The sequence below is a fragment of the Winogradskyella rapida genome (assembly GCF_042675845.1).
Classification (GTDB): Bacteria; Bacteroidota; Bacteroidia; order Flavobacteriales; family Flavobacteriaceae; genus Winogradskyella; species Winogradskyella rapida.
The window spans coordinates 271,278-285,002 of record NZ_JBHTKM010000017.1 but is presented as its reverse complement, the minus strand read 5'-3'; the positions used below and the strand labels follow the sequence as shown (position 1 = coordinate 285,002).

Genomic DNA, 13,725 nt, shown 5'->3' with positions numbered 1-13,725 from the left:
ATGAGGTTAACCTTTTTTTATTCAATAACAATTGTATTTCTATACCCTATATCGGTGCGTTTATCAAATTGGAAGTCATAATATCCCGCATCACCAGCCTTTGCAGAGATAGTACTGTGAGCTCTGCCAATTTCTAAATTCTTTTTGTTATATACTTTAGCGGTTAAGTCACCTTCAAAATTTTGTTCAAAAATAAGATACAACGTAAGCTGATTCTTCTTGTTGTTCGCATGACTATCAATATCATAAACGCCCATTGAAACCCCTTTGCTTTTCAATGATTTTGAAAAAATAATTTCACAATCTAGAGTATGGTCAACGCCTTTAGAGACGCCTTCAAAAAATTCTGTAGCTGCTTCTCCTACAACTTCACCGCCTTTGTTAATACCATCTTTAGTGGTATTTGTAATACGATTACAAGAGGTAAGGCATAGCACGGTTAAAACCGTAAATAGTTGTGTGTATTTCAAAAGGTTGAATTTTGGTCTTCTAAAGTAAATAAATTTATCGAACTATTTTTTAATCCGCTGCATTAGTTTCTGAATGTTAGAATAGACAAAGGCATTGGTCTTAGCGTAGTAAAAGGAAATAAAGCATACCGTAGATAAAAAGAGAAGGGCGCCTAATACCGCTTGGTACGGATTTAAAGATTTTCCAATAAGTTGATGCAAGCCAATACCAGTAAAACTGCCATAGATAATAATAAAATGTATGACGTAAATAGATAGTGTTTTTTGTCCGATTCTTAAAATGAGAGGACGCTTTATATAGGTTTCTGCAAGATAAAAGATAGAAAATATCACTAACACATTTCCGAAACGTATAAATAAATAGTTGTAGTTGGCTATGGCTTTAAAAATGGAGATATGGAAAAAATCACTTATGGCGATAAACGCTTGCGACGAATATAAAATTAACAACAACCCCACCACAAAAAAGCTAGACACGATGCAGGCTTTAAATTTTGGTCGCTCTAAATATTTGTAAAAGAGCGTAGAGATAAATGCCCCTAAGGCCACATAGCCAAACCAAGGAATCATATTAAACACAGAACCATTAGCCTTGCTTAAGTAATTTGAAAAGAAGACCGGTACATTGGGTAATTCTAAGGTTCTGTATAAAGGTTCAGTAATAAAAATAGCCAAACCAATAAGCAGCATGGTTATGGAAAAAGCTAAGGTGTTTTTAAATGTGAGTTTATAAATACCCACCACCAAAATTAAGGAGAGTCCTATACATTGTAAAACATCGACAACCATAAAATAGGTGTTGAAATGTCCGAACAACCAATCTAAAATAGGAGCACGTAGCAAATACCCAATGCCTATAAGCATCAAGCCTCTAGAGAGCCCTTTCTTAATTCTGATTTTTGTGCTCCCCCGTTCTTTAGCTCTTATCAATAAATAAGAAAAAATAAGTCCGGAAATCGTAAAAAAGGTCGGCGCAGTAATTCCTCTAAAATATTCCCAAACCCTATAGGCAAGATAACTTTGATCTCTATAGGAGACTTCTAAAAGGGTGTCTATAAAGTGGCCTTGCAACATCATAAGGATGGCAAATGCTCTTACGGCATCAATAAAATATAAGCGGTTACTATTCAAGCTAAAATTGGTTGGAGTGCAAATGTACTATTTTAGACTTGTAATAAAATTTTATCGTCTTTTTTTAAAGCATTCCACTCAATTTTAAATGTGCGACTAAGAGGGCTTAGAAGGTGCTTTCTTATCTTCTAAATAGACACGTGTACGCGGTAAACTCTGAGGATAATTCTTTTGAATAAAGTCAATCATTTTCTCACGAACATGAACTCTTAAGTCCCATGCTGTTGGAGAATTCTTCGCACTTACTAAAATTCTAATTTCTACAGAATCGGCTTTAGAGTCTGTAACCTGTAAAACGTTGACTTGCTTATCCCAAAGTGGTGAGTTTTCTAGGATTGTGGTTAAAGCTTCTCGTAATTCATCAAACGGAACATGGTAATCGGTATGTAAAAAGACGGAGCCTATAATATCTGCAGAGGTTCGGGTCCAATTCTGAAAAGGGTTTTCTAAAAAATATGTGGAAGGCAGTACCAATCTTCGTTTATCCCATAAACGGATCACTACGTAAGTCAGGTTAATTTCTTCAATCCAACCCCATTCATTTTCTACCACAACAGCATCGTCAATTCTAAAGGGTTGTGTAAAGGCAATCTGAATTCCTGCTAGTAAGGCACCCACAACTTTCTGTGCCGATAAACCTATTATAATCCCGGCTAAACCTGCTGAAGCAAATATTCCGTAGCCAATTTTCTTAATACTATCAAAGGATAAAAGAATAAAGCCTACCGCGAATAAGCCAATAATAAAAATGATGATTTTTTCAAGCAGATTAATCTGCGTGTACATTTTTCGAGCTTCAAGATTATCTTCAGCATTAATATCATAGCGTTTTAAAAATAAGGCCTTTCCTTTTCTTAATAGGATTATTAAAAGCCAAGCAAAACATATAATGAGAAAATTATTCCTTTGAGGCACTAATATACTGCTTTCAAAACCCTCGTTATTGGTCGTTGTTGCAATGACATTGATAATGCCTTCAATATTAAAAAAAATGAGAATAAGTGAAATACAAATAATAAGCTGCAAGGATCTTTTCATAATAACAATAGGTATTAGCGTTAATTCAATATTCTTTTCGTTTGGCAATCTCCTAGAAATGTACGTAAATCCTTAATTCATCTCAAAAAAATATTAGTTGAAATGATTTTAAGGCGGGTTCAAACATAATTTTATGGTAAACTAATGATAAATGACCATTCTTAAGCTTGTTTTATTTAGCTTTGATTTGGAATTAAAAATAGATCATCTCTTAACAGACCGCCTATTAACTTATGAATTTTATAAATCAATTACTTAGCGAGTTTTCATCTTTAGCATGGGGATTACCCTTACTCATCCTATTAATAGGAGGCGGTTTATATTTATTAATACGATCTCATTTTGCACCGTTTCGATACCTTGGACATGCCTTAAATATACTTCGAGGCAAGTATGATGACCCTAATGATCCTGGTGATATCTCACATTTTCAAGCGCTAACAACCGCGTTGTCGGCGACCGTAGGGATGGGAAACATTGCAGGGGTTGCAGTCGCTATTTCTATTGGTGGACCAGGTGCGGTGTTTTGGATGTGGCTTAGTGCTATAATAGGAATGTCTACTAAATTTTTCACCTCCACTTTAGCCATAATGTTTAGAGGTAAAGATAGTAATGGCGATATACAGGGCGGTCCCATGTATTTTATTACAGAAGGCCTAGGGAAATCTTGGAAACCCTTAGCTGTTTTTTTTAGTTTCTGTGGGCTTATTGGCGCCTTGCCAGTGTTTAATGTGAATCAGTTAACACAAGCCTTAAATGATATTTTATTGATTCCTAATGGGGTAGAAGTGGGTCTAAAAACCAATATTATTATAGGACTTATACTAATAAGTATTACCGCGTTGGTGATTTTAGGAGGGATTAAGCGTATCGGTACAGTAGCTTCGCGTTTGGTACCTAGTATGGTGTTTCTCTATTTTATTTTAGTGATCATTATTTTAATTGCTCATTATGATGTTTTAGGCTATTATTTAAAACTCATTTTTATAGATGCTTTTGCCGCCAATTATTATCCTAAAGATGATACTTTTTTAGGTGGGGTTTTAGGGGCTTTAATTTTACACGGTATTAAGCGTGGTGCATTTTCTAATGAAGCGGGTATTGGTACGGCCCCTATGGCCCATGGAGCGGCAAAAACCGACGAGCCTATCCGAGAAGGTTTGGTGGCCATGCTAGGTCCTGCCATAGATACCTTAGTGGTTTGTACACTTACCGCTTTGGCTATTTTAGTAACTGGGGTTTGGGAAACAACATCAAATAATGGAGTGAGTCTTACGGCCTCTGCCTTTGCGGATGTAATGCCGGTTTATGGAAAGTATCTACTACTGGTCTGTATTGCCGTCTTTAGTATGAGTTCGCTGTTTTCATACTCCTACTACGGTACAAAATGTATGAGCTTCTTATTTGGAGCCGATAAAAAGCACTATTATAACTACTTCTATATTTTAAGTATTCTTATTGGGGCAACCACAAGTCTAAGTATGATGATTAACCTTATTGATGGGGTGTTTGCACTCATGGCCATCCCAACGATGGTGGCGACTATTATTTTAGCGCCAAAGGTGACCAAGGAATTAAAGCGTTATACCAAACGGATGAAAGGGTCTTAGTCTTTGCTTAATACGAAGGGCTAATGGAGGCTTTAAACTGCTGAGGTGTCATCAGTTCCATTTTTTTAAATTGTCTGTTGAAGTAGCTGGTATTATTAAAGCCAGATTGAAATGCGATTTCAGACATCCTTAAGTTTTTGGAAGATTTAATAAGCTTCTTGGCAAATTTTATTTTTTCCGAATTGATATAGTCAATAGGTGAAATCCCCAACGTGTTTTTAAATTGTTTATGAAAATGCGAGGTGCTCATATAGGCCTTCTTCGCTAAGAGGTCTACCGTAATATCTTTATTCGTTAGATTATCCTTGATGAATTTAATTACAGTACCAATACGTGTATCTGAAAAACTATGGGTATCACTAGTAATTAAACGTTTGGCCTTGGTCTGAAGGAGGCGTACAATTAATTCTTGTAACATTAAATCTAATAGAACGTCCTTAGAGCTGTTGTTGTCAGTAAACGTATAGGTGAGGCGCTTTATAAGATGGTTCACATCTTCATTATTGATTAAATGAGATGAGGTTTCATCTAAATTCCATTTGTTATTTTCATCTTCAATAGCCACATTAAAATTAAATTTTCCAACAACCTCTTTTATTTTAATCGCATCAATCCCTAAAGCTAAACATTGGGTAGGCTTTGTTAAGCTCGCTATCGGGAAATCGATAAGCATTTCTTTATGTGCGGGCATCACTACAGATTCGCCAGGAAAGAAATCAAAGGCTTCAAAGCCGTCAAGATGCATCACTTTTTTTCCTGTAAGCATACTAGCTATTATGGGGAAGTCGAAGGTAAGTGCCACTTGTTCGACCTGTTTATGGGTTTCATAAATGTTTAATTCGGCATATTCAGCACTATAAATAGTTCTGTTTTCTACTAAAGTACTTAGTTTTCTTTGACTTCTCTGATGGTTAATTAAGGCGTTCATGCTCTGTATTTCAAAAATTGAATTAAAATATTTTGATATAATAGATATGTTCAAAAATAAAGTAAATATGTTCAATTTGTTTAGAAATTGATAAAATAACTTTATCAAAATTATTAAATAGATAATTTTTTAGCTAATAAAACACTAAACTAATAAATAAACACAAAAAGGTATGAGTTATTCAAAACCAAAATTTAAAGAGAGGTATTCCAACTTTATTAACGGAGAATTTGTGCCACCAGTAGGTGGAGAATATTTTGAAAACACCTCTCCGGTAGACGGCACTTTAATTGCAAAGTATCCAAGATCGCAGAAGGAAGATGTGAAGAATGCTGTAGACGCTGCCAATGCGGCTAAAGAGGCTTGGGGAAATACTTCAGCAACAGAACGCGCAACACTTTTAAATAAAGTGGCCGATATAATTGAAGAGAATTTAGAAGAATTTGCTGTCGTAGAAACCTGTGATAATGGAAAACCAATCCGCGAAACTCTAAATGCGGATGTTCCATTATCTGTAGATCATTGGCGTTATTTTGCTGCTTGTATTCGATCGGAAGAAGGGAGTGCCACCGAGTTAGACCAGCACACCTTATCTATGAATATTAAAGAACCTTTAGGGGTGATCGGACAAATTATTCCATGGAATTTTCCACTTTTAATGTTATCATGGAAACTGCCGCCCGCGTTAGCTACAGGGAATTGTGTGGTTTTAAAACCTGCAGAACAAACACCTTCATCGGCAACTTTACTCATGGAAAAAATTGCAGATGTCTTTCCTCCAGGAGTTTTAAATATTGTGCATGGTTTTGGTCCGGAAGCCGGAAAACCCTTAGCATCGAGTCCTAATGTAGATAAAGTTGCCTTTACAGGAGAAACAACTACTGGACAATTAATTATGCAGTATGCTTCTAAAAACCTGAATCCTGTAACGATGGAGTTGGGTGGGAAGTCACCTAATGTTTTCTTTAATAGTGTAATGGATGCGGATGATGCGTATTTAGATAAGGCTATTGAAGGCGCAGTTTTATTCGCTTTTAATCAAGGTGAAGTTTGTACTTGTCCTTCTAGAATTTTAGTACAAGAAGATATTTACGATGCTTTTATGGCACGAGTTATAGAACGCACTGAAGCCATTGTACAAACCAGTCCTTACGATGTAAATTCTATGGTTGGCGCTCAGGCTTCTAACGATCAGTATGAAAAAATACAATCGTATTTTAAAATTGGTAGAGAGGAAGGCGCAAAGGTGTTAACCGGAGGAGAAGCTAATAAATTAGACGGCGAATTGGCCAATGGCTACTATATTAAACCTACCATTTTAGAGGGGCATAATAAAATGCGCGTTTTCCAAGAAGAGATTTTTGGTCCTGTGGTATGTGTTACCAAATTTAAAGATGAAGCGGAAGCTATTGCCATTGCAAACGATACACTTTATGGTCTTGGCGCCGGGGTTTGGACACGAGATGCACACCAGCTATATCAAATACCACGAGCCATTAAAGCCGGACGTGTTTGGGTGAACTGTTACCATGCTTATCCTGCACACGCGCCGTTTGGCGGTTATAAAAAATCTGGATTTGGAAGAGAAAATCACTTAATGATGATGAGTCATTACAGACAGACCAAGAACATGTTAATCTCTTACGATAAAAATAAATTAGGCTTTTTTTAGAAGTTGATTAATAGCGATAAGGCTGAATTGTGAATCGATAATTCAGCCTTTTTTAATACCAAGACATTATGAAACGCGTAGAGATAACAGATAAAGCGGCAGAGGTCGTAAGGCAATTAAAAGCCAAACATGGCGATTTGATATTCCATCAAAGTGGCGGATGTTGTGACGGGTCTGCTCCAATGATTTTTGAAAAAGGGGAGATGTATTTAGACGACAGTGATGTGCATTTAGGCAATGTTGAAGGTGTCGACTTTTACATGCATCAAGATCAGTTTGAATATTGGAAACATACGCATCTCACCGTAGATGTTACCGAAGGACGAGGGGCAAGTTTTTCTTTAGAAATTCCTTTGGGACTGCGGTTTTTGATTCATTCTAGATTATTAACCGAAGAAGAATCTTTATTTTTTAATTCAAAATAACTATCTTTTTAAACTGAAAACAATAGAAAATAAAAATGAGTAATTATCATATAAAACATTTAGAAGAATATTATCAAGTATACCGTAAATCGGTAAGGAATCCTGAAGTGTTTTGGGAAGAAATTGCAGAAGAACATTTTATGTGGCGCAAAAAATGGGATGAGGTCTTAAGTTGGGATTTTTCAAAACCCGATATTAAGTGGTTTCAAGGAGCGGAGCTTAACATTACAGAAAACTGTATTGATAGGCATCTCTATACGAGAGGAGATAAAACGGCGATTATTTTTGAGCCTAATGATCCCTCTGAAGCGGCCGAACATATTAGCTACAAGCAGTTGCACCAACGGGTTTGTAAATTCGCAAATGTTCTCAAAGAAAAAGGAATTGAAAAGGGCGATCGGGTTTGTATTTATTTACCGATGATCCCCGAATTAGCCATTGCTACTTTAGCTTGTGCACGTATCGGAGCTATTCACTCTGTGGTGTTTGCGGGATTTTCATCTTCTGCATTGGCCACCCGAATAAATGATTCTGAATGTAAGATGGTAATTACTAGCGATGGGTCTTATCGGGGATCAAAAACCATTGATTTAAAAGGTATTGTTGATGAAGCTTTAGAAGGCTGTCCTTCAATTAAAAATGTATTAGTGGTAAAGCGAATCCATTTAGAAATTGAAATGAAAGCCGGACGTGATTTTTGGTTACAACCTTTATTGGAAAATGCCGCCGAGCAATGTGAACCTGAGATTATGAAAGCTGAAGATCCTTTATTTATTTTATATACCTCGGGCTCTACAGGAAAACCAAAAGGTATGGTGCATACCACGGCAGGCTATATGGTGTATACCGCTTATACCTTTAAGAATGTATTTCAATATAGAGAAAAAGATGTGTATTGGTGTACGGCCGATATTGGGTGGATTACCGGACATAGTTATATTGTTTATGGGCCGCTGTGTAATGGCGCGACGACCGTTTTATTTGAAGGGGTACCAAGTTATCCTAACTTCGGCCGCTTTTGGGAAATTGTAGAAAAGCACAAAGTAAATCAATTTTATACGGCGCCAACAGCCATTAGAGCCTTGGCAAAAGAAGGGGTCGAGCATTTGGAAAAGCATGATTTATCTTCGCTTAAAGTACTCGGTACGGTTGGTGAACCTATTAATGAAGAAGCTTGGCACTGGTATGATGATAACGTCGGAAAGAAAAAATCGCCTATTGTGGATACGTGGTGGCAAACCGAAACAGGTGGAATTATGATAACACCCATTGCTTTTGCAACGCCTACAAAACCTACCTATGCCACCTTGCCTTTTATTGGTATTCAACCGGCATTAATGGATGAACATGGCGAGGAAATAAAAGGAAACCAGGTAGACGGACGCTTGTGTGTAAAATTCCCATGGCCTAGTATGGCACGGACCATTTGGGGTGATCACCAGCGTTATAAAGACACTTATTTTTCAGCCTATGAAGGTAAATATTTTACAGGTGATGGCGCTTTACGTGATGAGGTGGGCTATTACAGAATAACGGGTCGTGTGGATGATGTTATTATTGTTTCAGGGCACAACTTAGGAACCGCTCCTATTGAAGATGCCATTAACGAACACCCTGCTGTGGCAGAAAGTGCTATTGTTGGTTTCCCTCATGATGTGAAAGGAAATGCCCTTTACGGTTACGTGACCTTAAAAGAAACAGGAGAAAGTAGAAATCATGACAACCTACGTAAGGAAATCAATCAGCTCATTACGGAGCAAATTGGCCCTATTGCTAAGTTGAATAAAATTCAGTTTACAAATGGATTACCTAAAACCCGAAGTGGTAAAATTATGCGTCGTATTTTAAGAAAGATAGCCAGCAATGATACCAGTAACCTTGGCGATACAAGTACCTTATTAAATCCTGAAATTGTACAGGAAATTATGGATAATGTCTTGTAGTTCTAAGAATCGTTGGCTTTTTTGGTCTTAGCAAGTTCTACAATGGCTTTTAAGCGCGCTTTTCGTTCTTCAGATTTAGACTTAAGTTTATTCTTTTTCTGAGCGATTAACCTGCTGTGTTTAGCTTTGTTTACGGTATTTTTTTCACGTCCTTTTTTAGGCATAATTTCGGAATAAGTATCAAGGCACAAAATTACGCATAATTTAATATATTGTTAATGGCATTGTAGTCTGCTTTTAGGCTACTATGCCATTTTTGTTTTTTATCTTCGCCAACAAATAAAAAAAATATGAAGCTGAAAGCCGTTTTGTTTGACATGGATGGGGTAATTGTAGATACTGAACCCTTACACCGAAAAGCCTATTTTCATATGTTCGATGAGGTGAATGTAGAGGTATCAGAACCTTTATTTGAATCCTTTACAGGACAGTCAACCATTAATGTTTGTAGACGTGTAGTCGATCAGTTTGGTTTGAATGAAACGCCAGAATACCTGGTGAGTTTAAAACGTAAACATTATAAATACTTGTTTGATCACGGTGAGCTCGATCTTATTGAAGGGGTTTTTGATCGTATTCAAGATTTTTATAACAACGGACTAACGTTAGTGGTAGCATCATCGGCTTCTATGCCAGGAATCAATCTTATTTTTGAACGTTTTAATCTCAACCCTTATTTCAGTGCTAAATTTAGTGGTGCAGATTTAAAAGAGTCTAAGCCGCATCCTGAAATTTTCCTAAAAGCTGCAGCCCATACCGGATTTGATAAATCGGAATGTATGGTTATTGAAGATTCTACAAATGGGATTAAAGCCGCTAATGCCGCTAATATCTTTTGTGTGGGCTATAAAAGTGTTAATTCTAAAAATCAAGATTATGACAGTGCAGATTACGTCATTTCTGATTTTAGTGAAATTGCTTACGCTAAACATAAGGACTATTTTAAGTCTTAAATTTAAGCCTGTCAAAGTTTAAAATAATGTAAAAAAAAATGTTGCTAAGTAATTAGCAACATTTTTTTTATAATAGTGGTGTTCTCAGGTTTAACCTTCAAACTCCATGTCATCGCCACTGTCTCCACGTTGACCTTTACGATCTTTATTATTTGTCAATTGGTTAAATCGGTAAATAAATGAAACGTTAACTTGACGTTGTCTCCACTGGAATTCACTATAACTGTCATAGAAATCAGTAGTCGTTAAAGCTTTGTATTTTCTAGAATTTAGTAAATCTCTTACGTTAACAGAAATGGTTGCTTTTTTCTTTAAGATCTCTTTACTGAAAGCTAAATCTAAAGAGAAAATCCCTTCAATATCAGATTGTGCATCTTGTCTAGCGCCTCTATAGAACGCACTTGTTTGCCAATCTATGGCTAAAGGTAAGGTTACTTTAGAGCTAAAACGTGCAAACCAACTTGTGTTTTTAGATCCGTAATCTGTACCGTTAAATTCTCCTTCGGTTTCAAATTGAAAGAAGTTAAAACTAGAGTTTAATCGTAACCATTTTGCTGGTGTATACATTAAACCAAGCTCCGTTCCTGTTCTTTTATTTGTAGAAAGGTTGATAGGTATAGTTCTAATAATGTCAATACCATCTGTAGTTTGTTGTCCGGTGTTTTCTTGAACACGTTCAAAAGAATCCGTTTCATGTTGGTAATATACCGAGGTAGTTAAAGTAAACTTTTCCCAACGCTTTAAGTAACCTAAATCAAACGTGCTAGAGAAAGCAGGATCTAAATTAGGGTTTCCTTGAAAAATATTTGTTCTACTAGAACGTGAAGGGAAAGGGTTAATGTACCAACCACGAGGACGGTTAATTCTTCGGTTATATCCTAAAGTAATACTTTCTTCGTTTCCGGATTCTGAGGTGTTTAAATTGTAAATAAGGTTAACTGTAGGGAATAAACCTAAGTAGTTATTATTAAAATCAGTATCAATAGGGAAATCGTATTGGTCATTTAATTCTTCATCTGTAAGTTCAGAATCAATGGTTCCTTTTAATTGTGTGTTCTCTAAACGAAGCCCTAATAAATAAGAAAACTTACCAATTTTAGAGCCGTATTGTGTGTAAACAGCGTTGATGTTTTCGGTATAGTCAAAAATGTTAGAAATACCTTCATTAATTTCCAATTCACCAGTGGTTAGGTTTTCTTGGTCTAATTGATAATCCGTGTTGCTGTTTTTAAAATTACCACGGTAACCCGCTTCAAAACGCGAATCTTCACCTAAAGGGAGCACGTAATCCGCCTGAACGAGGTATTCATGTTTTTTCTCTTTAGTAAATTCTTGTTCTATCTGAAACGGCTCAGGATTGGTTTGATCTGTAAAGACGTAATCTTCATTTAAATAAGTGTAACCATCTTCTTTTTCTGTTTCAAATTGAAAATCAGCTGTTAATTTATGGTCACTATCCTCACCAAAACGTTTAACGTAGTTTAAGGCTACTTGGTATCTGTTATCTTCCTCAGTTTCTTTTTCTCTACGTAACGTGTTTTCTACAATACTTCCGTTGTTGTAACGATCACTAAAGTTTAGTGACGTATCGGCGTCGTTTCCAAAGTTGTAGAATAAACTACCGGTAATCGAAGACGACTCGTCCAAGAAGTACTCCATACCAATATTAGCATTGTAATTTCTATTTAAACGTTCTACTTCTTTAGTCTCTACAATACGTCTGTATTCAGGATCAGAAAAAGTACCATCATCTTCTAGCGTGTCGTAATAATTAACATCGGTGAAGGTGTTTCTTGGCGAATCAAAATAACGCCATCCAAAGTTAGAAAATAAGTTATAGTTTTCTGTTCGGTAATTAAGAGCTGCAGAAACGCCTAAGTTGTCAGGGTTTCCTGCGGTTAAGGTTACAGAACCATTAAAACCAAGGGTTTCTTTTTGTCTTAGAATAATATTTAAAATTCCAGCGGTTCCTTCAGCATCATAACGCGCAGAAGGAGAGGTAATCACCTCTACACGTTCAATAGCTTCGGCAGGAAGTTGGCTTAAAATATTACTATCGCCAAAACCGGCCATAGCAGATGGTTTTCCGTTAATAAGGATACGTACGTTTTCGTTACCTCTAAGGCTTATAGCGCCTTCAACGTCTACTGTTACAGAAGGAACATTGTTAAGAGCGTCACTAACGGTTCCGCCGGCTGTAGTTAAATCCTTACCTATATTATAGACTTTTTTGTCTAGCTTAATTTCAACGGTAGTTTTTTCAGCAACAACCATCACTTCATTTAAGGTAGAGACATCTAAAGCAAGATTAATAGTTCCTAAATTAGTATCTTTAGTAATGTTTTGTTCTGGAAATGTTTTGGTTTGGTAAGAGATGTATTCTACAGAAATTTCGTAGCGTCCAGGAGCAACTTCGACTTCAAATTTTCCTTTAGGGTCGGTAATTCCTCCCGTAATTATTTTGTTGTCTGATTTAGATTTGACCACAACAGTGGCATATTCCAATGGAATATTAGTGTCTTGTTCTAATACTTTTCCTTGGATTTTTACATCATTTTGAGCGAATGATAAATTCAGGAATAAGAGTAGAAGGGTAGCGGTTAATAAGTTTAGTTTCATCACAAGGGTTTGTTAGTTGGCAAAAATACACTTCCTTGTGGTCTATTTGGTTAATCTTATGTTAAAGCAAAAGCCCTACTGTTAAAGGACTTTCGCTCTATTTGTTATTTAACAAAACCTTAAGTTTAGTTTCGGTTTCTACGTTGGCGTTTCTTCTTCTTTTTCACATCTTTTTCATCAAAACCGCCTTTAATCATTTCCTTTATTTTGGCCATATCTGGTTCAGAAATAAGTTCTTCTAGTTCAACAAAGTGGGTGTCTTCTAAATTTTTTATGGCTTCTTTACGGTCTAAGGAATGCTCATATTGCGTTTTGAAAATGGCCATTTTTTCATCAAAAAAACTTAAAATATTTTGTTTAATGATGTGTTTCTGAAAATCATCGGCCTCTAAAGTTGTTAAAAAATTATCAATATATTCTTCTTTTCGTTCCTCCATTTCACGCTCGCGTTTTGCGATTTCTTGTTCCGTAGGTTCCCGGTTAGACTGCGGGATGTTATTCATGTCTCTACTACGGCTGCGTTGGGCTTCAACATTAAGACCTAACAAAAGTGTGAAAATTACTAAAAGGCTCGTTTTCATATTTAAGAATATTATATAATGTCTGAAATTAACTCGGTTGGACGGCCAATAACGGCTTGGGTTCCATTAACAACGATAGGGCGTTCTATGAGTTTTGGGTTGGTGACCATCGCTTCAATTATGGCGTCATCCGTTAGGGTTTTGCCTTTGTAGTCTGATTTCCAAATGGCTTCATTTTTACGGATTAAATCTAAGGGTTTAATTCCTAATTTAGAAACAATAGCTTTTAAGTCTTCTGAACTTAAAGGCTGGTCTAAATATTTAATGACTTCAAATTCTTGACCCGAAGCTTCTAAAAGGGCAAGCCCTTGTCTGGACTTAGAACATCGAGGATTGTGGTATATTTTTATCATTG

13 protein-coding genes are annotated in these 13,725 nt (G+C 36.3%); 5 read left to right on the top strand and 8 right to left on the bottom strand.

Annotated elements, in window-relative coordinates; all coding sequences use genetic code 11:
• Positions 1-17: 17 nt before the first annotated feature.
• The 3 genes from ACFQ13_RS05060 to ACFQ13_RS05050 all read right to left on the bottom strand — a co-directional run bounded on the left by ACFQ13_RS05060 (position 18) and on the right by ACFQ13_RS05050 (position 2,639).
• Positions 18-470 carry a hypothetical protein gene (locus tag ACFQ13_RS05060; RefSeq protein ID WP_386114774.1) on the bottom strand — a complete coding sequence of 151 codons (453 nt, stop codon included), beginning with the start codon at positions 468-470 and terminating at the stop codon, positions 18-20.
• A 42-nt stretch (positions 471-512) separates the two neighbouring features.
• A complete protein-coding gene (locus ACFQ13_RS05055) occupies positions 513-1,601 on the bottom strand; it encodes a heparan-alpha-glucosaminide N-acetyltransferase domain-containing protein (RefSeq protein ID WP_386114772.1) in 1,089 nt (362 codons plus the stop codon).
• Positions 1,602-1,697: 96 nt separating this feature from the next.
• On the bottom strand, positions 1,698-2,639 hold the full coding sequence (locus tag ACFQ13_RS05050) for a mechanosensitive ion channel family protein (protein ID WP_386114770.1): 942 nt from the start codon (positions 2,637-2,639) through the stop codon (positions 1,698-1,700).
• Between the two features lie 233 nt (positions 2,640-2,872).
• On the opposite strand from ACFQ13_RS05050, the gene ACFQ13_RS05045 reads away from it, so the two are divergent.
• Entirely contained in the window at positions 2,873-4,249 is a 1,377-nt protein-coding gene (locus ACFQ13_RS05045; RefSeq protein WP_386114767.1) for an alanine/glycine:cation symporter family protein, read from the top strand.
• 7 nt (positions 4,250-4,256) lie between these two features.
• Here the strand turns inward: ACFQ13_RS05045 and ACFQ13_RS05040 are convergent, their stop codons facing one another.
• Positions 4,257-5,177 carry an AraC family transcriptional regulator gene (locus ACFQ13_RS05040; protein WP_386114764.1) on the bottom strand — a complete coding sequence of 307 codons (921 nt, stop codon included), beginning with the start codon at positions 5,175-5,177 and terminating at the stop codon, positions 4,257-4,259.
• Positions 5,178-5,349: 172 nt separating this feature from the next.
• On the opposite strand from ACFQ13_RS05040, the gene ACFQ13_RS05035 reads away from it, so the two are divergent.
• The 3 genes from ACFQ13_RS05035 to acs all read left to right on the top strand — a co-directional run bounded on the left by ACFQ13_RS05035 (position 5,350) and on the right by acs (position 9,217).
• Positions 5,350-6,849, top strand: a complete 1,500-nt coding sequence (locus ACFQ13_RS05035) for an aldehyde dehydrogenase family protein (protein WP_386114761.1) — start codon at positions 5,350-5,352, stop codon at positions 6,847-6,849.
• Positions 6,850-6,917: 68 nt separating this feature from the next.
• Positions 6,918-7,274, top strand: coding sequence for a DUF779 domain-containing protein (locus tag ACFQ13_RS05030; protein WP_386114759.1), 357 nt, complete (start codon positions 6,918-6,920; stop codon positions 7,272-7,274).
• A gap of 35 nt (positions 7,275-7,309) precedes the next feature.
• Positions 7,310-9,217 carry an acetate--CoA ligase gene (gene acs / locus ACFQ13_RS05025; protein WP_386114757.1) on the top strand — a complete coding sequence of 636 codons (1,908 nt, stop codon included), beginning with the start codon at positions 7,310-7,312 and terminating at the stop codon, positions 9,215-9,217.
• 2 nt (positions 9,218-9,219) lie between these two features.
• On the opposite strand, the gene ACFQ13_RS05020 is transcribed toward acs, so the two are convergent.
• A complete protein-coding gene (locus ACFQ13_RS05020) occupies positions 9,220-9,381 on the bottom strand; it encodes a hypothetical protein (protein WP_181858378.1) in 162 nt (53 codons plus the stop codon).
• A gap of 126 nt (positions 9,382-9,507) precedes the next feature.
• Here ACFQ13_RS05020 and ACFQ13_RS05015 point away from each other — a divergent pair, with 126 nt between their 5' ends.
• Positions 9,508-10,170 (top strand): HAD family hydrolase, encoded by a 663-nt coding sequence (locus ACFQ13_RS05015; protein WP_386114755.1) that lies wholly within the window; start codon positions 9,508-9,510, stop codon positions 10,168-10,170.
• Positions 10,171-10,260: 90 nt separating this feature from the next.
• Here ACFQ13_RS05015 and ACFQ13_RS05010 read toward each other — a convergent pair whose 3' ends face one another.
• The 3 genes from ACFQ13_RS05010 to arsC all read right to left on the bottom strand — a co-directional run bounded on the left by ACFQ13_RS05010 (position 10,261) and on the right by arsC (position 13,723).
• On the bottom strand, positions 10,261-12,789 hold the full coding sequence (locus ACFQ13_RS05010; RefSeq protein ID WP_386114753.1) for a TonB-dependent receptor domain-containing protein: 2,529 nt from the start codon (positions 12,787-12,789) through the stop codon (positions 10,261-10,263).
• Positions 12,790-12,914: 125 nt separating this feature from the next.
• A complete protein-coding gene (locus ACFQ13_RS05005) occupies positions 12,915-13,370 on the bottom strand; it encodes a hypothetical protein (protein ID WP_386114751.1) in 456 nt (151 codons plus the stop codon).
• Between the two features lie 11 nt (positions 13,371-13,381).
• Positions 13,382-13,723 carry an arsenate reductase (glutaredoxin) gene (arsC, locus tag ACFQ13_RS05000; protein WP_386114749.1) on the bottom strand — a complete coding sequence of 114 codons (342 nt, stop codon included), beginning with the start codon at positions 13,721-13,723 and terminating at the stop codon, positions 13,382-13,384.
• Positions 13,724-13,725 lie beyond the last annotated feature (2 nt).